13 protein-coding genes and 5 pseudogenes are annotated in these 20524 nt (G+C 66.2%); 2 read left to right on the top strand and 16 right to left on the bottom strand.

The genetic code is table 11. The features are described 5' to 3' along the window. From ftsZ to dinB, 15 genes and pseudogenes are all read right to left on the bottom strand, one after another. The coding region (ftsZ, locus tag G205_RS14440; protein ID WP_009358622.1) for a cell division protein FtsZ at nucleotides 1-1052 on the bottom strand (1052 nt) is incomplete at its 3' end. Between the two features lie 183 nt (nucleotides 1053-1235). After that, on the bottom strand, nucleotides 1236-2228 hold the full coding sequence (locus tag G205_RS14435; RefSeq protein ID WP_035753189.1) for a cell division protein FtsQ/DivIB: 993 nt from the start codon (nucleotides 2226-2228) through the stop codon (nucleotides 1236-1238). Further along, nucleotides 2221-3612, bottom strand: a complete 1392-nt coding sequence (murC, locus tag G205_RS14430) for a UDP-N-acetylmuramate--L-alanine ligase (protein ID WP_009358620.1) — start codon at nucleotides 3610-3612, stop codon at nucleotides 2221-2223. The genes G205_RS14435 and murC overlap by 8 nt, the downstream gene beginning before the upstream one ends. After that, nucleotides 3609-4709, bottom strand: coding sequence for an undecaprenyldiphospho-muramoylpentapeptide beta-N-acetylglucosaminyltransferase (gene murG, locus G205_RS14425; RefSeq protein ID WP_009358619.1), 1101 nt, complete (start codon nucleotides 4707-4709; stop codon nucleotides 3609-3611). Before murG ends, murC begins: the two co-directional genes overlap by 4 nt. Nucleotides 4710-4715: 6 nt before the next feature. Continuing rightward, complete coding sequence (gene ftsW / locus G205_RS14420) at nucleotides 4716-6053, bottom strand: putative lipid II flippase FtsW (protein WP_009358618.1); 1338 nt, start codon at nucleotides 6051-6053, stop codon at nucleotides 4716-4718. Between the two features lie 2 nt (nucleotides 6054-6055). After that, nucleotides 6056-7629 (bottom strand): annotated as a pseudogene (gene murD / locus G205_RS14415) (UDP-N-acetylmuramoyl-L-alanine--D-glutamate ligase). Further along, entirely contained in the window at nucleotides 7611-8738 is a 1128-nt protein-coding gene (gene mraY, locus G205_RS14410) for a phospho-N-acetylmuramoyl-pentapeptide-transferase (RefSeq protein ID WP_200859168.1), read from the bottom strand. Before mraY ends, murD begins: the two are co-directional and overlap by 19 nt. Next, nucleotides 8716-10178 (bottom strand): annotated as a pseudogene (locus tag G205_RS14405) (UDP-N-acetylmuramoyl-tripeptide--D-alanyl-D-alanine ligase). The gene mraY and the pseudogene G205_RS14405 overlap by 23 nt, the downstream one beginning before the upstream one ends. A gap of 6 nt (nucleotides 10179-10184) precedes the next feature. Continuing rightward, nucleotides 10185-11811 (bottom strand): annotated as a pseudogene (locus G205_RS14400) (UDP-N-acetylmuramoyl-L-alanyl-D-glutamate--2,6-diaminopimelate ligase). Between the two features lie 86 nt (nucleotides 11812-11897). After that, nucleotides 11898-13688 (bottom strand): peptidoglycan D,D-transpeptidase FtsI family protein, encoded by a 1791-nt coding sequence (locus G205_RS14395; protein ID WP_009358616.1) that lies wholly within the window; start codon nucleotides 13686-13688, stop codon nucleotides 11898-11900. A gap of 47 nt (nucleotides 13689-13735) precedes the next feature. After that, nucleotides 13736-14437, bottom strand: a complete 702-nt coding sequence (ftsL, locus tag G205_RS14390) for a cell division protein FtsL (RefSeq protein ID WP_009358615.1) — start codon at nucleotides 14435-14437, stop codon at nucleotides 13736-13738. Then, the gene (gene rsmH, locus G205_RS14385) at nucleotides 14434-15426 is read right to left on the bottom strand and encodes a 16S rRNA (cytosine(1402)-N(4))-methyltransferase RsmH (protein WP_009358614.1); all 993 of its coding nucleotides are present in this window, start codon (nucleotides 15424-15426) and stop codon (nucleotides 14434-14436) included. Before rsmH ends, ftsL begins: the two co-directional genes overlap by 4 nt. Nucleotides 15427-15592: 166 nt before the next feature. After that, on the bottom strand, nucleotides 15593-16021 hold the full coding sequence (gene mraZ, locus G205_RS14380; RefSeq protein WP_009358613.1) for a division/cell wall cluster transcriptional repressor MraZ: 429 nt from the start codon (nucleotides 16019-16021) through the stop codon (nucleotides 15593-15595). Between the two features lie 375 nt (nucleotides 16022-16396). Then, nucleotides 16397-16770 (bottom strand): annotated as a pseudogene (locus G205_RS21205) (DUF3040 domain-containing protein). A 277-nt stretch (nucleotides 16771-17047) separates the two neighbouring features. After that, nucleotides 17048-18205 carry a DNA polymerase IV gene (gene dinB, locus G205_RS14375; RefSeq protein WP_085939512.1) on the bottom strand — a complete coding sequence of 386 codons (1158 nt, stop codon included), beginning with the start codon at nucleotides 18203-18205 and terminating at the stop codon, nucleotides 17048-17050. 140 nt (nucleotides 18206-18345) lie between these two features. Between dinB and G205_RS14370 the strand changes: the two genes are divergently transcribed. Together G205_RS14370 and G205_RS14365 are read left to right on the top strand one after the other, a co-directional pair. After that, nucleotides 18346-18873: a hypothetical protein gene (locus G205_RS14370; protein WP_009358611.1), complete on the top strand. Its 528-nt coding sequence runs from the start codon at nucleotides 18346-18348 to the stop codon at nucleotides 18871-18873. Then, nucleotides 18870-19963: pseudogene (locus G205_RS14365) on the top strand (polyprenyl synthetase family protein). The gene G205_RS14370 and the pseudogene G205_RS14365 overlap by 4 nt, the downstream one beginning before the upstream one ends. 9 nt (nucleotides 19964-19972) lie before the next feature. Here the strand turns inward: G205_RS14365 and G205_RS14360 are convergent. Continuing rightward, nucleotides 19973-20326, bottom strand: coding sequence for an Rv2175c family DNA-binding protein (locus G205_RS14360; protein WP_035753185.1), 354 nt, complete (start codon nucleotides 20324-20326; stop codon nucleotides 19973-19975). Nucleotides 20327-20524 lie beyond the last annotated feature (198 nt).

Below are 20524 nucleotides of genomic sequence, written 5' to 3'. Positions count from 1 at the left end.
TCCCGGCCGACGGCGCCTGCGCGGGTGGCCGGCGCTGCGGAAGGCGCGGCCGGGCGCTGCGGAGCCGCCTGCGGCTGGGACTGGTCCATCGACGGCGAGGTCGCCTTGACGTCGTCGAACCCGGCGGCGATAACGGTGACGCGCGCCTCGTCACCCAGGGCGTCGTCGATGACGGCGCCGAAGATGATGTTTGCCTCGGGGTGGGCAACTTCCTGGACCAGGCGGGCGGCTTCGTTGATTTCGAACAGGCCGAGGTCCGAGCCGCCCTGGATGGAGAGCAGCACGCCGTGGGCGCCGTCGATGGAAGCTTCGAGCAGCGGGGACGCGATGGCGAGTTCCGCGGCCTTGACGGCACGGTCCTCGCCGCGGGCGGAACCGATGCCCATGAGGGCGGAACCCGCGCCCTGCATGACGGACTTGACGTCCGCGAAGTCGAGGTTGATCAGCCCGGGGGTGGTGATGAGGTCCGTAATGCCCTGGACACCGGAGAGCAGCACCTGGTCCGCCGAGCGGAAGGCGTCCAGGACCGAGACGTTGCGGTCGCTGATGGACAGCAGGCGGTCGTTCGGGATCACGATCAGCGTGTCCACTTCGTCGCGGAGGGCGTCGATGCCCGCTTCTGCGGATCCGGCCCGGCGGCGGCCCTCGAAGGTGAAGGGACGGGTGACAACACCGATGGTCAGCGCGCCAAGTGAACGTGCGATGCGGGCGACGACGGGTGCGCCGCCCGTGCCGGTGCCGCCGCCTTCGCCGGCGGTGACGAAGACCATGTCCGCGCCGCGGAGCACTTCCTCGATCTCGTCAGCGTGGTCCTCGGCCGCCTGCTTGCCGACCTCGGGATTGGCTCCCGCACCCAGGCCACGGGTCAGCTCGCGGCCAACGTCCAGCTTGACGTCGGCATCGCTCATGAGCAGGGCCTGGGCGTCCGTATTGATGGCGATAAATTCAACGCCCCGGAGGCCGACCTCGATCATGCGGTTGACTGCGTTCACGCCACCGCCGCCGATGCCGACGACTTTGATGACGGCCAAGTAATTCTGCGGAGCTGCCACGTTACGTGTCCCTTGTTCGTGTTTATTGCGAAAACTGATGGAGAGCTTGAAGCCTGAAACCTTAACCTTCGACTTGAAGGTTATAGTTATGTCAAGTAACTCATGTCTGTGACGGTATTTCCTCTGGTTCCCACATTCAATAACCGGGTCCGCGTGTCGGATTAATACCGGAAAGAATGCCGGTCACCGCGTCACCGGGTGCCGGGGCACGCTGACGTCGTACACCTTGACCGGGTTTTTGGGGTCGGCTGGAACCTTGAGGAGCGCCTCCAGGACTTTAGCCTTGAGTTCCTTCTCCGATGCGTTCCCCCAGATGATGGTCTGGCCGTCCACGAGCTTGAGCTCAACCGCGTCCACGGACTGTGCCGAGGCATTGCTGAGCTTGGCCAGGACATCGGCCGGCAGCGCACCCAGGACGGCCGCCGTGGCGCGGAACAGGTCCTGGCCGATCGTCCCGGCACCACCGTCAATCACCGGCAGGGAGACCGAGGCGGGATCGGCAGTGGCGGCCAGTTGCACGCCTTCCACGTCCACCAATTGGTACTGCTCCCCCTGCTTGACCAGCGCCACGGGCACGCGCTCCCGCACGGCAACGGCCAGTCCCGACGGGGGCCGCGCTTCGGCCGAGACGGACTTCACCTGGACCAGCGGCTCAAGCAGCCGCCCCACTTCCTCGTCTGTGATTTGCGGCAGGGGCTTGCCCCGCAGCGGCTCCAGCGCGCCCTGCACCTGCTCAGGGGTCAGCAGCCGCGTGCCGGAGACCGAGATGGATTCCAGTGCCAGCACAGGCGAGTAGACGGCTCCCGCCAGCAGCCCGGCAACGAGCGCCACCACGGCAGCTGCCACCATGAGCAGGTTCCTCTTGCGCCGCTTTCCCTTTGGTTCAGGAAATGCCAGGACGTTCGGGGCCCCGCCGGCCGGCTCTGCGGGCTTGTCCTTCCGGAGCCCGGGGAAACGGAGCTTGCCCTCACCGGCCGGTTTTGCGGCCCTCGCGGGTTTTTTGGCTGCGGCAGGCTTGTCCGGCGCTGTTTCCGGAAGGCTGCGGGATGCGGAGATAACGTCATCGCCGCCCATATCCAGCCGCCCGGAAGCCGGCGTGTTTTTCCCGCCGCGGCCGGTGGCCGTGCTCCCCGTCCTTCCGGCGGGCCGGTAGGTGGGCCGGCGCGAGCTAGGCACGCAGTGCCTCGACGATCAGCGGGCCGTACACGGTGACGTCACCGGCGCCCGCCGTCAGGACGATGTCGCCTTCCTTCGCCGCGTCGGCGAGGGCTGCCACAGCGTCGGACGCCGGAACCAGCCTCCCGCCTGCGCCCAGATGGTCGGCGATGAGCTGGCTGGATACGCCGGGAATCGGGTCTTCGCGGGCGGGGTAGATATCCAGTACCAGGGCGGTATCGGCGAGGTTGAGGGCCTCGGCGAACTCCCGGGCGAATTCCCGGGTCCGTGAAAACAGGTGCGGCTGGAAGAGCACATGGACTTTGTGTTCCCCTGCCACCGACCGCGCTGCCGTCAGGGCGGCGCGGACTTCGGTGGGGTGGTGCGCGTAGTCATCGAAGACCCGGACGCCCCTGGCGGATCCCTTCAGTTCAAAGCGCCGGGCCGCCCCGGAGAAGTCAGCCAGTGCAGCGGCCGCGGCGGCGGGTTCAACGCCCAGTTCGAGGGCCACGGCGAACGCGGCGGCGGCGTTCAGCGCATTGTGCCGCCCCGGCACCTGCAGCGAAAGTCCGTGGCGGCCCGCGGGTCCGGACACCCACACCTTGCCGGGACCGTCGTCGTGCAGTACCAGGTCCGAGCCGGCACGGGTGCCGTACAGGACCACGCGGGTGTTGCCGCGCTCCCTGGTCCTTTCGGCAAGGGCCAGCGCCCCGGCGTCGTCGGCGCAGGCAACCAGCACGCCGTCCGCGGGCAGCAGTGCGGTGAAACGGTCAAAGGATTCATAGACCGCCTCCGCCGTACCGTAGTGGTCCAGGTGGTCAGGCTCAACGTTGGTGACCACCGCGATCCGGGGCCGGTAGTTCAGGAATGAACCGTCGGACTCGTCGGCCTCGGCGACGAAGATTCCGGAGTTCCCGTGCGCGGCATTGACACCGAGGGCAGGCACGTTGGCACCGATCGCGAACGAGGGATCCAGCCCTGCACCCTGCAGCAGGACGGTGACCATGGACGTGGTGGTGGACTTGCCATGGGTTCCGGCAACCGTAACCACGAGGTCCTCCCCCATGGTGGCGGCAAGCGCCTCGGAGCGGTGCAGCACGGGCAGGCCTGCCTGCCTGGCGGCAGCAAGCTCCGGGTTGTCTGCGCGGATCGCCGAGCCGGCCACCACCGTCTGCGCGTCGCCCAGGTTGGCAGCGTCGTAGCCGACGGCGATGCGGGCACCCGCCGCGGCCAGGTCCGCCATGACCGGAAGGTCCTTGGCGTCCGAGCCGCTGACGGGGACACCGCGGGCCACCATGATCCGCGCCACGGCGGACATTCCGACGCCGCCGACGCCGATGAAGTGGACCTTGCCGAGGGATTCCAGGCTGCCCGGGGATTCGAGGCCGGCGTTGTGGGGGTTCATGCAGTTACCGCTTCCAGGATGAGACCAGCCATGCGCTGGTCGGCGTTTCGAATGCCGAGCCGGTAGGAATTGGCCGCCATGGTGGCGAGCCGTTCCTTGTCGGTGACCAGCGGTATCAGCTCCCGGGCGACGTAGCCGGCGTTGAAGTCCCGGTCCGGAACCAGCAGCGCGCCGCCGGCCGCCACGAGGCCCGCGGCATTCAGTGCCTGTTCCCCGTTGCCGATGGGCAGCGGCACCAGGACGGCAGGGACTCCTACCGCGGCTGCTTCGCAGACAGTTGCGGCTCCCGACCGGGCCAGCAGCACGTCGGCGGCGGCGTAGACAAGCTCCATGCCGTCGACGTATTCCACCTGACGGTAGCCGTCGGCCGTGATCGGCTTGCCGGCGTCGTCCACGACCGACTTGCCGCGCCCGGTGATGTGCAGGGTCTGGATGCCGGCGGCTGCCAGTTGCCCGACTGCGCCGCCGATGGTCCGGTTGATGCTCTGGGCGCCTGAGGAACCTCCGGTCACGATCAGGGTGGGTTTGTCCGGGTCAAGTCCCAGTGCCGCCCTGGCGGCGGGCCGTGCTGCAGACCTGTCGAGGGAGGAAATCCCGGTGCGCATGGGCATACCGACGTGCACCGCATGCGGGAGCGGCGTGCCGTCGAAGGCGACCGCGACCCGCTTTGTCAGCATCGCCCCAACCCTGTTTGCCAGGCCGGGCCGTGCGTTCGCCTCGTGGATCACGATGGGGATGCGCCGCTTCCGGGCAGCGAGGTACATCGGGGTGCAGACGTATCCGCCGACGCCCACCAGGACGTCCGCCTGCGCCTTGTCGAGGATGGCGCCCGCCTGGCGCACGGCCCCGGCCAGGCGTCCCGGCAGCCGGACCAGGTCCACGGAGGGTCTCCGGGGGAACGGCACGCGGTCAATGGTGGCAAGTTCCACCCCTGCGGCCGGGACAAGCCGGGTTTCCATCCCGGAGGGTGTTCCGACGGCGAGCAGGGCAACATGCGGGGAGGCACTCCGCACCGCTGCTGCGATGGCCAGGAGTGGGCTGATGTGGCCGGCTGTTCCGCCGCCCGCCAGGACGATCGAGGGGGTTTTCGGAGTCATCTCGGATCAGGCACGCTTTCTTGCAGTCTTCTTCTTCGCAGCAGCCCCGCGGCTCCTGCCCTTGAACTTCAGCATCTTCTTGGGGCGGATGGCGGGCGCCATCTGCTCCCGGGCCAGCGACAGCACCACGCCGACGGCGCAGAGCGACATCAGCAGGGCCGAACCGCCATAGGAGATGAAAGGCAAGGGCACGCCAATGACGGGCATCAGCCCGGTGACGACGGCCATGTTGACGGTCGCCTGGCCCAGCAGCCACACCATGATGGTTCCGGCAAGGACCCGGTGGAACATGTCCTCCTGGGCCACCACCACGCGGTAGATGGCCGCGCCGAGGATCGCAAACAGGATCAGGACGACGACGGTGCCCACCAGGCCGAGTTCCTCGCCGATGATGGCGAAGATGAAGTCGTTGTGGGCTTCCGGGATCCAGCTGTACTTTTGCCGGCTCTGGCCGAGTCCCACGCCGAACCAGCCGCCGGAGGCCAGTCCGTAGAGGCCGTTGGTTGCCTGGTAGTTGGCGTCGATGCCGTCGGCACAGGATTCACCGGTCCACCAGGACGTGATGCGGCAGACCCGGTTGGAGCTGGTCACGGCCATGACGGCCGTTCCGGCGGCCGCCGCCAGGCCGGCGATGCCGAAGAGGTAGAGGGGCGCCCCGGCGAAGAACAGCGCTGCAGCGGTGATCATCATGATGATCATGGCGGTGCCGAGGTCGTTGCCCACCAGGACCAGGACAATAACCGCGGCCGCCATGGGGACGGCGGGAATGGCAACGTGCTGCCAGCGGCTCAGCAGCCGGCCCTTGATGGCCAGTACCGTTGCCATCCAGAGGGCGAGAGCAAGCTTTGACGCCTCGGACGGCTGGAAGGTGATGCCGCCCAGGTCGATCCAGTTCTTGTTGCCGTTGACCTCGGCGCCCACCAGCTGGACCAGGACCAGCAGCGCCAGGGCAATGCCGATCGCCGGCCAGGCGAGCCGCTTCAGCCAGACCACATTGATGCGTGAAAGCACGAACATGGTGAAGATGCCGATGGCAGCAAACATGCCCTGCTTCAGGGCATCGCCGTAAGGCGACTTGCCTGCTGCGATGGATTCGACGCTGGAAGCGGAAAGGACCATCATGATCCCGATTGCCGTCAGGGCAAGGGTGGAGCCCAGGATGAGGTAGTACGTGGAGCCGTTCCGGGAGGTTCCGTTGCCCTCGAGGGCGGACCAGAACCTGCGGTACGCATTCCGCAGTTTGCGGGGCAGGGTTGCCTGCCGGCTTGCGGACGTTGCGGAGGAGCCGGGGCCGGGCGTGCGGACCTGTCGTTTGGCTGGCGGCCGGGTGGGCGTGCTGGCCATTCTTACTCCTCGCCGGTCTGTCCCTGCCCTTCCACCAGCCCGCGGACAGCTGCGATGAATGTGTCACCACGGTGAGCATAGGAAGAGAACTGATCCATGGAAGCAGCTGCCGGAGCCATCAGCACGGTGTCGCCGGAGGCGGCCTGCCGGGCGGCGGACGCAACGGCCAGCGACATTACCTGTTCCCCGGACAAGGGGGAACCTGATTCGTCGGCACCCGCTGCGGCAGTCTGCACTTCTTCAGTGTCGCCCGGTACGGCCTCGATCACCGGGACATCCGGCGCGTGTCGCTGGAGGGCGGCGGTGAGGACCGAGGTGTCCTTGCCGATCAGCACCACGGCTTTCAGCCGGGAGGCGTGCTCACGCACCAGGTCGTCATAGGAGACGCCCTTCGACATGCCCCCCGCTATCCAGACCACATTGGTGAAGGCGGCAAGGGAGGCCGAGGCCGCGTGCGGGTTGGTGGCCTTGGAATCGTTGACCCAGAGCACGCCGTTGTGGCGGGCCACGGGCTGGATGCGGTGGTCCCCGGGGATGTAGTCCCGGATGCCCTGCCGCACGGCGGCTGCATCCACCCCGTAGGCACGGACCAGTCCGGCGGCAGCGAGGGCGTTGGCCACCATGTGGCGGGGCGCGAAGGCGCCGAGGTCCTTCATCGACGCGAGCTCGGCCGCGCTGTCCTTGCGTTCCTCGATGAAGGCCCGGTCCACCAGGAGCCCTTCAACCACGCCGAGCATGCTGATGGCGGGCGTGACCGTGGTGAACCCGATGGCCCGGCATCCTTCCACGACGTCGGCGTTCTCCACCATGCGCTCGGTCTCAAACTGTTCGGCGTTGTACAGGCAGGCTTTTTGGGTCTGCTCGTAGACCTTTGCCTTGTCCGCCAGGTACGAGTCGTACGAGCCATGCCAGTCCACATGGTCTTCGGCGACGTTGAGGCAGACGCTTGCCACCGGGGAGAGCGATTCGGCCAGTGCAGCTGGAAGCTGGACAGTTCGACAGCGAAGACGTCGTACTCTACGGGGTCCCGGATGGCATCGAGGATGGGCGTGCCCACGTTTCCCACGGCGATGGCTTTGAGGCCGGCCGCGCGGAGCATCGACTCGGTGAGGCCCACCGTGGTGGTCTTCCCGTTGGTGCCGGTGATGGCGAGCCAGTCGGCGGTCTTCCGGCCTTCCCTGGTCCGTACCCGCCAGGCAAGCTCCACGTCGCCCCAGACGGGGATGTGGGCACGGGCCGCGGCAGCGAGGAGCGCCTGGTCGGGCCGCCAGCCCGGCGAGGTGACAATAAGCTCCGGAAGTTCGCCGTCGATCCGGGGGATCCGGGTGACTGCGTCCTCCCCCAGCAGGACATCGGCTGCGCCGACGATCTTCAGGGTCTCGGCATGGGCTTTGGCTTTCTCGGTGGTGGCGGCGTCCACCACCACCACGCGGGCACCCAGTTCGATCAGGGTGTCGGCCGCAGCGAAGCCTGAAACGCCGATGCCGGTGACGGCCACGCGCAGGCCGCTCCAGTCGGAGTCCCAGGAAACGAGGTTCTGCAGGCGGGGGGAAACGGTCACAGCAATACAACCCATTCAGCGTAGAAGATGCCAAGGCCCACGGCCACGAACAGTCCGCCCAGGATCCAGAAACGGACCACCACCGTCACTTCCGCCCAGCCCTTGAGTTCGAAATGGTGCTGCAGCGGTGCCATTTTGAAGACGCGTTTGCCTCCGGTGGCCTTGAAGTAGCCCACTTGGATGATGACGGACAGGGTGATCAGGACGAAGAGGCCGCCGATGATTCCAAGCAGCAGTTCGGTCCGGGACAGGATGGCGAAGCCGGCGATGGCGCCGCCGATGGCAAGCGATCCGGTGTCGCCCATGAAGATCTTGGCCGGTGAAGTGTTCCACCAGAGGAAGCCCACCAGGGCCGCGCTCATGATGGCCGCCAGCAGCGCGAGGTCAAGGGGGTCCCGCACGGAGTAGCAGCCGCTGCCGGCTTCCCTCGGGGAACCGCAGGCCTGGTTGCTTTGCCAGATGCCCATCAGGGTGTAGGCGCCGAAGACCATGACGGAAGCACCGGCCGCCAGCCCATCGAGGCCGTCCGTGAGGTTGACGCCATTGGTGGCGGCCGTGACGATCAGGTTGGACCAGATCACGAAGAGGATGGCGCCCAGGACGGTTCCGCCGAAAGCCAGGTCCAGCCAGGGCAAGTCCCGGACCAGCGAGATCTTGGTGGACGCCGGCGCCAGGCCGTCCTCGTTCGGAAAGTTGAGGGCCAGCACGGCAAAGATGATGCCCACCGCGGCCTGCAGGATGAGCTTAGCCTTGGCGTTGAGGCCCAGGCTGCGTTGCCGCGAAATCTTGATGAAGTCGTCAAGGAAGCCGACGAGCCCCATTCCCACCATCAGGAAGAGCAGGATGAGGGCCGACGCGGACGGACCGGGTGAGTCCGGATTCATCATGAACATGATGAGGTGGGTGAGTCCGTAGGCCAGCAGGACTGCTGCCACCACGACTGTTCCGCCCATGGTGGGTGTTCCGCGCTTGGTGTGGTGCGAGGTAGGACCGTCGTCGCGGATGAACTGGCCGTAGCCGCGGCGGACCAGGAGCCGGATAAAGAGCGGTGTTCCCACCAGGGCGCACAGCAGGGCGAGCCCGGCGCGATCAAAAGTGCAATCACAGCAGAGTGCTCCTTTCATCGGCGGGTTGGCGGGTTGGGGGTAATGCTATCCGATCGCCCAAATGGCGCAGTCCCACGCTGTTGGAGGACTTGAACAGCACCAGGTCCCCGGGCTGGAGTTCCGCGTTCAGGAGTTCGAAGGCTTCCTCGGCGGTCTCCGTGAAGATGCATTCGTCCCCCCAGGACCCTTCCTGCACGGCGGAAACGTAAAGCGGGCGCGCTTCGCGGCCCACCACTACCAGCCGGGAGATGTTGAGCCGGACCACCTGGGTGCCAACGGCGGTGTGTTCCCGGATGGAGTCGTCCCCGAGTTCAAGCATGGCGCCGAGGACGGCCCACGTGCGCCGCCCGCGCCCCAGGTCGGCAAGGGTCCGGAGGGCGGCCCGCATGGATTCGGGGTTTGCGTTGTAGCGTCGTTGATGACGGTGACGCCGTCGGCACGCTCGGTCCGTTCCATCCGCCAGCGGCTGGCGGCCGTCTGGCTGCTCAGCCCGGAGGCGATGTCCGCGCCGGGGATGCCTGCGGCGAAGGCCGCGGCAGCCGCTGCAAGGAGGTTGCCCGTGTGGTGGGAGCCGATGAGGCGGCTGGAGACGTGGTGCGGCCCGTCACCGTCCGGCAGCAGGAGGTCGAACTCCGGATTGCCGCCGGCGTTGGTGTCCGCATTGAGGGCCTGGACGGCGGCGTCGTCGCGACCTTCGGCGGAGAAGCCGAGCACCTTAGCCGTGGTGCGGCTGCGCATGGCGGCCACCCTGTCGTCGTCGAGGTTGATGATGGCCGTTCCGGCGGCGGAAAGGCCTTCTACCATCTCGCCCTTGGCGAGGGCAATGTTCTCCACTCCCCCGAATTCGCCGGCATGCGCGGTCCCGACGCCGAGGACAACCCCGATGTCAGGCTTGACCATCTCAGCCAGGTAGCGGATGTGTCCGATGCCGGTGGCACCCATCTCGATCACCAGGTAGCGGGTGTCGGTGTCCGCACGGAACACGGTGAGCGGCACTCCGACCTCGCCGTTGTAGGACCCCTGAGGCGCCACGGTGTTGCCGTGGGCCGAGAAAATTCCGGCAAGCAGGTCCTTGGTGGTGGTCTTTCCGGCGGAGCCGGTGATGCCCACCACTGTCAGTTTCCCGCCTGCTGCAGCCCTCGCCGCACGGATCCTGCGGACGGCCTCTGCCGCCAGCGCACCCATTGCCAGGACGGCGTCGGGAACCAGGATGGAGGGGTATGGAAGCCCATCCGGCCCGGCCACGGGCCGCTCGGCAAGGGCCAGGACAGCCCCGGCTTCAAAAGCAGCCGGGAGGAAGTCGTGGCCGTCCGCGAACTCGCCCGGCTTTGCGACGTAAAGCGAACCTGTTGTGGCTTCGCGTGAATCCGTAACCACCGTAAGGGGCGTGATTCCGGGATCGGCGTCCAGGCGCCCGCTGGTGATTTCGGCGATCTCCGCCGCAGTAAATGCAATCATCTCGGTCTAGGACTCTATCCGGTCGTCTTGGAGAACGTTGAATCCCCTGGCTGTCAAGGCGCTCCGCAGTTCCACCCGGTCATCGAGGGCAAGGTTGACGCCCTTCACTTCCTGCCAGACCTCGTGGCCGCGTCCTGCAACAAGAATGGTGTCCTGCGGCCGCGCAAGCTCCACTGCCCGGCGGATCGCCTCGTCACGGGGAAACACCTCCAGCAGTTCGCACGTCAGGCCCTCGCTGGCCTTCTCCTCCTGCGCCCCGGCCAGGACGTCCCGGCGGATGGCGGCCGCGTCCTCGTCGTGGGGGTCGTCGTCGGTGACGATGACGGTGTCCGCAAGCCGCGCCGCGATGGCACCCATTGCCGGCCGCTTGCCCTGGTCCCGCTGCCCGGTGGCGCCGAAGACCACGATGAGCCGGGAATCCGCTGCGGCGAACGGACCGCCTCCAGGGCCCTTGCCAGCGCATCGGTGTTGTGCGCGAAGTCCACCACCGCAGCCGGTTCCCCAGAGATCAGCTGCATGCGGCCGGGGACCGCCACGGTGAAGGGATCCGCGGCGTCCAGGGCTGCCTGCAGGTCCGCGGGTTCCACGCCGGACTGGAGCACCATGAGTGCCGCGAGGGCGGCGTTGGCCACGTTGAAGCTTCCGGGAAGGCCGGTGTGGAGGCGCAGTTCGGTGCCCTGTGGACCGTGAAGCGTGAACTCCGTGCCCAGTCCGCGCGGGGAGGCCGAGGCGACTGTCCAGTCCGCGGCAGTCCCCGGCACGGTGCCGAGGGTGGTGACCGGCACCGCCGTGGCGCCGGCAAGGCGCCGGCCCCACTCGTCGTCGACCGTCACAACAGCCTTGCGTGCCTGCCGGGCGTGAACAGCTCAGCCTTGGTGGCGAAGTAGTCGTCCATGGTGTGGTGCAGGTCGAGGTGGTCCTGCGTGAGGTTGGTGAAGCCGGCGACGTCGAACATCAGACCGTCCACCCGCTGGTAGGAGATGGCGTGGGAGGAGACCTCCATGGCAGCGGCGGCCAGTCCCCGTTCGCGCATCAGCGCCAGCAGCCCGTGCACGTCGGTCGACTCCGGCGTGGTGAGCAGGCTTGGAATGGGGTCGCCGCCGGCTAGGATTTCGATGGTGCCGATCAGCCCGGCCCGCTTGCCAAGGGCGGCCAGCAGGGAGGTGATGAAGTACGTGGTGGTGGTCTTGCCGTTCGTGCCGGTGACACCGAACAGCTGCAGGGACCGGTCGGCACCTGACTGGCTGCGGTAGATCAGGGCCGACAACGGCCCCACCACATTGCGCGGGGCGTCCACGACCAGCACGGGCACCGGCGTATCTGCGGACAATGCCAGCATCCGCGCGCCGGCCTCATCCGTCAGCACCGCCACCGTCCCCGCCTCAATCGCCTGGGCAGCGAAATCGGCGCCATGGCGGGCGGCGCCGGGAAGCGCAACGTAGAGATCGCCAGGTTCCACTGCCCGGGAGTCAAGGGAGATGCCGGTCACTGATGTTTCCGCATCAGGTCCGGGAACGCTGACACCCACAGCGTCACCAATGCTGCCGAGCGGCAGCGCCTCCACGGCCGAAGGCCGGAACCGGGCATTGGTGGCAGGAGCGGCGCTGTCCTGGGGCGGGGTGAACTCAGACAAGGGATCTCCGATGGTGCTAGTGGAAAGTGGCCGGCGCAGAGGGGACCGGATCAGCGGGCTGCTGGTCCGGGCTCCAGGCCGGGATGCTACTTGGCGAACTGGGGCAGCCTGGCCGGCTCGCCGGTGGACGGCTGGACGTTGTAGGTCCGCAGTGCCTGGCTCATCACCGACCGGAAGACCGGCCCGTTGGTAATCCCGTAGATGCTGCCCTTGGGCCGCTGGAGTACCACCTCAACAATAAACCGCGGATCATCCATGGGGGCCATGCCCACCAGGGAGGCCGTGTAGCCGCAGTAGCCGGCGCCGTCATCGCACGGTGACTCCGAGGTGCCCGTCTTCGCCCCCACGCGGTAGCCGTCAATGCCGGCATCCTTGATCTGGCCTTCGGTGACGGCGCTCTCCAGGATGTCCTGGACCTGCTCGGCCGTGTCTTCCGAAACGATCCGCCGCGAGGGCGCTGCGGGCACCTTCTCCTCCGCGCCGTCGGGCGAAACATAGGAGTCGATCAGGCGCGGCTGGAGCATGACCCCGTTGTTGGCAATGGACTGGAACGCCCGCACCGTCTGCAGGGTGGACTGGGACACCCCCTGCCCGAACAGGACCGTGTATTCCTGCCGGCCGTCCCATTGCTCCCAGGGGGTCAGGATGCCGGACGCTTCGGCGGGAAGCCCGATGTCCGGCGCCTCGCCGATACCGAACTTCTGCAGCCATTCGTAACGCTGTTGCTTGCTGAGCCGCTGCCCGGCCATCACCGTGCCGGTGTTCATCGAATAGCCCAGGATGCCGGCCAGGGTCCGTTCCTCAGTGCCGTGGGCGAAGGAGTCGCTGAACGTCTGGCCGTCCACGGTGTAGGAGGGACCCAGGGTGAACGTGTCCAGCGGACTGGCTTTTCCCTCCTCGATCAGGGCGGCAACCGTCATCATCTTCTGTACGGATCCGGGCTCGTAGGCGGCCGTGACGGCCCGCACTCCGCGGTCCTTGGCGGCCACCCTGCCGGGATCATTGGGGTCCGGGGCATTGGTGTCCGCCATGGCCACCAGGTCCCCCGTCTTGGCATCCATCACGATGATGCTGCCCCACTCGGCGCCGAGCTTGTCCGACTGGCTTTGGATGGCCTGCTGGGCGAAGTACTGAAGATCCGAGTTGATGGTGAGCTTGATGTCCTTGCCGTCCTGCGGCGGCGTCAGTTCGTCCATGCCGACCGGGATCCGCAGGCCGTCCGCCCCGATCTCGAAGAGCCGCTTGCCGTCCTTGCCCCGAAGAAGTTCATCCTGGGTCTGCTCGATGCCTGCCTGGCCGGTGCTGCCGTCCTTCAGGAAGCCGATAATGCCGCCGGCCACGGAACCGTTGGGATAAACGCGCTTGCTGACGCCTTCCGTGACGATGCCCGGGATCTGCAGTTTCGAGATGCGGTCTTCAACGTCCGGCTTCACGTCCTTGGCCACGATGTAGTAGGGCCGTTCACCGGTCACGGCTTCACGGATGGCGTCCTTGTCCATCCCCAGGGCGGCAGCTAATTCGGTGAGCCCCTGGTCCCGGGACACGTCCACCAGCTTTTCGTTGGCTTCGTCGAGCCGCTTGAAGGTTTCGGTCTTCGTGTTGACCCGCTGGTCCACCACCACGTTGTAGCGGATGACGCTGTTGGCCAGGACGGTGCCGTTCGAGTCCAGGATGCTTCCCCGCTCGGCCGGCAGGACTGTCTCGGTCATCCGCTTGTCGAGGGCGGCCGCTGCCATGCCGCCAACATCCAGTCCCTGGACCAGGAAGAGCTTGCCGCCCACCACCAGCAGGAGGGTCAGCATGATGCCGAGCCCCAGGCGCAGCCGCCGGGTGGCGTTGGGTACCTTGTCTGCCGGTTTGCCGGTCCTCTGCGCCACCGTGGAATTCCTTGCTGTTAGTCCCTGTTACCTGCCGGATGTCCTGGCTACTGCCCCGGGACCTTCTGCTGCGGCACGGGTACCGTGCCGCCATGAAGCTCAACCGGGGGTGCCGACGGGGCGGGCGGAGCTGCCGGCGCCTGGGTCTGTTCCTGGGCCTGGCCGGCGGGAGCGTCCGCGGCGGGCGTTTGGGCTGCGGGCGCTGCCGCTTCCACCGGTTTGCGGCTCTCCAGCGGCTCCCCCTTTGTTGCCGGCGGGACCACCAGGAGCTGGCCGGCGACGGCCGGGGCAGGGATGACTGCACCCTCGGAGCCGCCCTTAACTGCCGGTGTCGCCTTGCCCGTCACGGACAGGGTGGACAGATCGATCTGGCCCTTGACGGTGGACGCCACCATGCCCAGGTCCTTGGCCTTGGCGGCCAGGTTCTGCGGAGCCTCGAAGTTCTGCACCTGCTGGGTGAGGTCCTGGTTCTGCTTGGTCAGGGTGCTCTGCCGGGCGCGCAGCTCCACGAGCTGGTACTGCGCAGTGGAGACCGAGATGTTCAGGACCAGGACAGCGATCAGCGCCACGGCAAGCAAGGCAAAGCACAGCACCACGAAGGGGGCGCGGCGCTTCCGGGGCATGCTGCGGACCACGGAGAGCGGCGTGCGGCCCTTCCGGCCGGCACCTGGTGATCCTGCAGGCAGGCTGCTGCTGGCTGCCGAACTGCCGGAGACGACGGGAAAGTTCTTGACGGCAGCGGTGCTCATACAGCTCTCCTGGCTCTGATTCGTTCAGCCGCACGCAGCCTTGCTGAGGCTGCCCGCGGATTTTCGGCGATTTCGGCGGCGGTAGGTACCTCGGTGCCTTTGGTCAGGGTTTTCAGTTCCGGTTTGTGCTCCTCGAGCTCCACGGGAAAGCCGAGGGGCGCCGAGGATTTGGAGCGGGACTGGAAGACGCTCTTCACGATCTTGTCCTCCAGCGAGTGGTAGGACATCACGACGATGCGCCCGCCCAATGCGGTGGAGTCGACTGCTGCCGGGACGGCCCGCTCCAGCACATCGAGTTCTTCGTTAACCTCGATGCGCAGGGCCTGGAACGTCCTCTTGGCCGGGTGTCCCCCGGACTTCGCGGCCCCCGCCGGCACAACCGCACGGATCTGGTCCACCAGTTGCCCGGTGGTGGTGAAGGGTGTCTCCGCCCGGGCGGTGACGATGCGGTTGGCTATCCGGCCGGCGAACTTCTCCTCGCCCCACTTCCGGATGATCCTGACCAGCTCTTCTTCGCTGTAATTGTTGACCACGTCTGCGGCGGTCTGGCCACGGCTCGTGTCCATGCGCATGTCAAGGGGGGCGTCGAAGGAGTAGGCGAAGCCGCGCTCCCGCTCGTCGAGCTGCAGTGAGGAAACGCCCAGGTCCATCAGGATTCCGTGGACTTCCGGCACGCCCAGGTCCTCGAGGACGTCCTGGATCTCGTCGTAGACGGCGTGGACCAGGTCCGTGCGGGCTTCGAAGGGCGCCAGGCGCTCCCCGGCGAGGGCCAGGGCTTCCTCATCCCGGTCGATGCCGATGAGGTGGAGGTCCGGGAAACGCTGGAGCATCGCCTCGGAGTGGCCGCCCATGCCAAGGGTGGCATCTATTGCCACGGGCGTTTCGCCGCGCAGCCTGGCCGCCTCGAATCCCGGGGCCAGCAAATTGATGCACCGGTCCCGCAGGACCGGCACATGGCGTTCGGACGTGGGCTTCGGTTGTTCGTTCATGCCTCGTCCTTTCTCGCCGTGGTGGTCGCCGTACCCGCTTCTTGGGCCAGATCCCCATCCGCGCCTATCGACCCGCCCGCCTGGCTCCGGGGAAGTGAGTCAGGTTGGCCAGCCGATGGGCGGCTGGAGATCTCGTCCAAGAAACTCCTGTTGCTTATCCGGGGATTCAGAGAATGCCCGGAATGGGATCATCAGTTTCCGAGAAGGCAGTTTCCTTCTCAGCGAGGTATTCATTCCAAGCCTGGGCGTCCCAGATCTCGGCCCGCGAACCCGCCCCGATAACGGCAAGCTCCCTGCCGAGTCCTGCGTACTCCCGGAGCGCGGGTGGAATAGTCACGCGCCCCTGCTTGTCAGGTACCTCGTCAGAGGCTCCAGAGAGAAAAACGCGGATGTAGTCACGGGCCTGCTTGGAGGAGATTGGTGCCTCCCGCATCTGCTCATGGACCCGTGCAAATTCCTTCTCACTGAAGACGTAGATGCATCGTTCCTGGCCCCTCGTGAGCACCAGCCCGCTGGCAAGTTCCTCGCGGAACTTAGCGGGGAGAATGATCCGTCCCTTTTCATCCAGACGTGGCGAGTGCGTGCCCAGAAACACTGGCCCACCGCCTGTCCGCTGTCAGGAACTGCACATCCCCAATGTTGCAACCACCCTCTTATGTCCTCCACATTACTCCACTTTCCCCCACAGTCAACGCAAAACGCGCCCAGGCCGAGGGAAGTAATGGGAACTTGACCCCGAAACGGCGCGGATTTTGGGCTGGTGGTGGAAAGTGGAGGGCTTTTACCCAGTCCCCACCTTTCGAAGCACGGCCCGGCGCGCCTGTTGACGTGCCCGCAGGAGCCATGAAGGGACAGTGGGAGCCGAGGGCTGGAAAGAAGGCTTAAAGCAAAAAAGATCCCCTTTCGGGGATCTTTTTTGAATTGCCCACCCCCGCAGGGGTGGAAAGTGGAGGGGCCAGGGCCCGGGCGGTTATTGCTCGCCCCTGCGCCTTTCATCCCAGCGCTCTTCAAGCTGCTCATGAAAGAGCTCCTCTGTTTGCCGGACTTTCCGCTGCCGGATTTGGAACCAGGTTTTGCCGCGGCCGAACTTCGCATCGTGGCAAAGTAAACGCCGCCGCCCATCACGATGAAGCCCAGGACGCCGACGAAGATGTTCTGCAGCGTGACACCCACCAACAGCAGGAAGACGCCAGCCAGTGCGCAGAGGACGCCGATCACCACATGCCGCGTGGACCAGGACCGTCCGGGGTCGGACCCCATGGAATTCGCGAACTTCGGGTCATCCTCGTGAAGCTGCTTCTCAAGCTGCTCAAGCAGCTTCTGTTCGTGCTCCGACAGCGGCATCACGACCTCCTTTTGTAGGCCAACGTCCGGGCTGGTTCCCAGCCACTACTTCTGCACCATTAACGACTGTTGTTCCTTAGTGGTTCCCGCTTTGCCGGCATTGGCAAAAACGGAAACCAGGCATACAGCCGCGGGAGCGGGAGCATGTCCAAGAGGGTCCGGCAGTAAGTCCAGTCACTCAAAAACTATGTATCTCTAAGGATAGTTTGTTGAGGGCTGTTCTGAAAGACGGCAATCGGCTTCGTGGACGGCCTGCGGACGGGGACCTGGCCCCTGGTCAGGCGCCCGTTCCCGGCTCCATCAACCGGGCCGGCAATACCGACTTGTTGCCGAATTTTCTGACTACCTCATCGAGCGCCTGTTCCGCCGCACGCCAGTTGTCATCCCGGCGGTCAATGCTGAGCTGGAGGGATGTCCGGGAGGCATCCTCCAGCTGCTCCGCCCTTACTCCCACGAGGCGCACAGCCATGCCCCTGTTTCCCGCCGCCTCCAGCAGCTGGAGGACCACCGCGTAGATGAGCTGGGCGCTGTCCACCGGCGTGGGTACTGTCCGGCTGCGGGTGATAGTGGAGAAATCCGCGAAGCGGAGTTTCAAGGCAACAGTCCGCGCCACCATTCCCGAAGCGCGCAACCGCGCGGCGGTACGGTGCGACAGCCGGAGCAGTTCTCGGTGCAGGACCGCCTGGTCAGCGGTGTCCGTGGCGAACGTCTCTTCTGCCCCGATACTTTTTTCCAGCCGCACCGGGGTCACCGGGCGGGGGTCGATGCCCCAGGAGAGCTGATGGACGTGTTCACCGGTGGCACCCAGTGTCTTCCGGAGTGCTGACACGGGCGTTGCCGCCACGTCCGCAACCGTCCGGATCCCCATTTTGGCCAGGACCTCGGCCGTCTTCGCCCCCACGCCCCACAGCGCACCGACCGGCAGGCTGTGCAGGTACGGCACTGTTTCATCGGGCCCGATGAGCAGCAGGCCGTCAGGCTTGCACCGGGTGGAGGCAATCTTGGCCACGAACTTGGTCTCGGCTATCCCCACGGAAGCGGTAATGCCCAGCTCCGAGGCAACCTGCCGGCGGACCAATTCTCCGATACCCCTCGGCGGACCGAGCCGGCGGAGGGCTCCGCTGACATCGAGGAAGGCTTCGTCGACACTCAACGGCTCAACGAGTTCGGTGATGGACCCGAAGATGGCCATCAGCTGTGCGGAGACGTCGTAGTACAGCTTGTGGCGCGGCTCGATGATCACCGCCTGCGGACACATCCTGGCAGCAACAGCCATGGGCATGGCGGATTTCACACCGAAGGCCCGGGCCTCGTAGGACGCGGAGAGGACTACCGAGCGCTCTCCCGGAAAACCGACGATCACAGGTTTACCGCGCAGTTCCGGACGCGTCCGCAGTTCCACCGAGACGAAAAAGGCATCCATATCCACGTGCATGATGCACTTGCGCCTGCGGCCCGGAACGCGGGCAGCGGCTGGCTGATTGGTACGGTCTGGCCCCACGACTGCAATCCTAGCTGCCGGTACTGACTAAACTGGAGGCTGCATCCGGCATCAACTCCAGGAGGAAAATCCCTGTGACGGTCTTTGGAAACCTCAAGCCTGCGGGCTTGGCCGCCTTCGCTGCCGGTGCAGCCCTGGCGCTGGCAGCCTGCAGCCCCACTCCGTCAGAGGCACCGGGATCCACTTCCGCCACGTCCGCGCCGGCCGCCACGCAGTCCACCCTGACGGCTTCGCCCAGCCCGTCCGCTTCGCCCAATACCTCCGCCACCGTCGGCGCCGTGGTGGAGGGCTTCCCCCAGCAACTGCTGCCCCTCATGCCTGGTGCCACTGTGGTGTCCAGCAGCTTCGACAAGGCATCAACCCCCGCCACCGCCGCCCTGGTGGCAACGGTGGGAGCACCTCCAGCCGCCGTACTCGATTTTTACACCAAGACCCTCGAGGGGCAGGGCTTCAAGGCGGTTCCCGGCGACGCGGTGGGGGCAGTGGCATCCAAGGACTTTGTCCGTGGCGACAACGAAACTGTGAACGTCGCGGTGGTGGAAGCCGCTGGTGTATCCACCTTCACCATCGGCGCCAACGTGGCAGCTGAGTCAGCCAAGTGACGGCCGCGGAGCAACTGCGGCACGAACAGGCAGACTACGTCGCGGCGGTGGCCGGTGAACTCACCGGATTCCTGACATCGCGGCAGTCTGTCATGTCTGCCATCTCCCCGGATATCGACCCGATCATGGGCTCCATATCCAACCTGGTCACAGGCGGCAAGCGCCTGCGGGCCTGATGTGCTACTGGGGCTGGCGCGGCGCAGGCGGCGAAGCCAATGCCGTGGAAGTAGTGACTGCAGGTGCCGCCCTGGAGCTGTTCCAGGCCGCCGCCCTCATCCATGACGACATCATCGACCGGTCGGACACCCGGCGGGGAGGACCGAGCGTGCACCGCCGGTTCAGCCAACTGCACGGTGACCAGGGCTGGGCGCTGGACAGCGAACGGTTCGGCCAGGCGGCCGCCATCCTCGCCGGCGACCTGTGCCTGTCCTTCAGCGAGGAAGCCTTCACGGACATCGGCGAGCGGGCAGCCTCGGGAAGCAGGGCGAGGCTGATCTTCAACCTCATGCGCGCAGAAGTCATGGCCGGCCAGTACCTGGACATCCTGGAGGAAGTGGCAGGCCCTGTCCGGGACCGGGCCGGCGCCGTCAGCCGGGCCCAGTCAATCATCCGCTTCAAAAGCGCCAAGTACTCCACTGAGCACCCCCTTGCCCTCGGCGGTGCCCTGGCGGGTGCCTCCAATGACCTGCTGCGTGGATATTCAGCTTTTGCGCTGCCCCTGGGCGAGGCCTTCCAGTTGCGGGACGACGTCCTGGGTGTCTTCGGTGACCCGCTCACTACCGGAAAGCCTGCCGGGGACGACCTGCGCGAAGGCAAGCGGACCGTCCTGGTGGCCCTCGCACTCGACCAGGCAACACCTGCGGAGTCCGCATTCATCGACGCCAGGCTGGGCAGCCCGGATCTTTCGGATGACGACGTGGCGGAGATCCGCAGGATCATCGAGGAATCCGGTGCACTGCAGGCCACGGAGGTTTTGATCAACGAGTTCGGCTCGGCGGCGTTCGAGGCGCTGGAGGCCCTTCCGCTTGAGGAACTGCCCAAGACAGCCCTGCGGAGGCTGGCTGAGGCTACCGTCAGCCGCGCCTCCTAGGGCTGCTTGTCACCAGGCGAGGGTCTGGGCCCGGCGCCTGATCTCGGTCTTGCGGCCCTCCCGCAGCGCGTCGATAGGACGGCCACGCAGTGATTCGTCTTGGGTGAACAGCCAGATGATCAGGTCCTCGTCCGAATACCCGGCATCGGAGAGAACCACAATTGTCCCTTTAAGGCTGTCGACGACCTGCCCGTCCTGGATGAATTCCGCGGGCACGGAACGGATATTGCGTTCCCCCACCCTTAATGCGGCCAGTGCCCGCTCATCAATAAGGCTGTGCACCCTGGTGATGGAAACATCCAAAAGGCGGGCTACGTCGGGAAGGGGCAACCATTCGCCCACAAGGTCTTCTACATTACTCACGGATCAAGGTTGCCACGGTGGGCCCCCGGGCGCCTAGTCAATAGACCGAGACCCGCCTCCTGACCTGCGGACACTCCCGAAAATCTTTCCTTGCCGGGATTCCCGGAATTCTTGTGCTATTTCCGGATTCATGAGAGATTCACAGTGTTAACGCTAGTAACAGTAATAACTTGAGTAACACTAGTATCAGGAATGTCA

This window comes from Arthrobacter nitrophenolicus, assembly GCF_000332815.1.
GTDB classification, from domain to species: domain Bacteria; phylum Actinomycetota; class Actinomycetes; order Actinomycetales; family Micrococcaceae; genus Arthrobacter; species Arthrobacter nitrophenolicus.
Note: the sequence above shows the minus strand (reverse complement) of the source record. Positions and strands in the feature narration are given on the sequence as shown.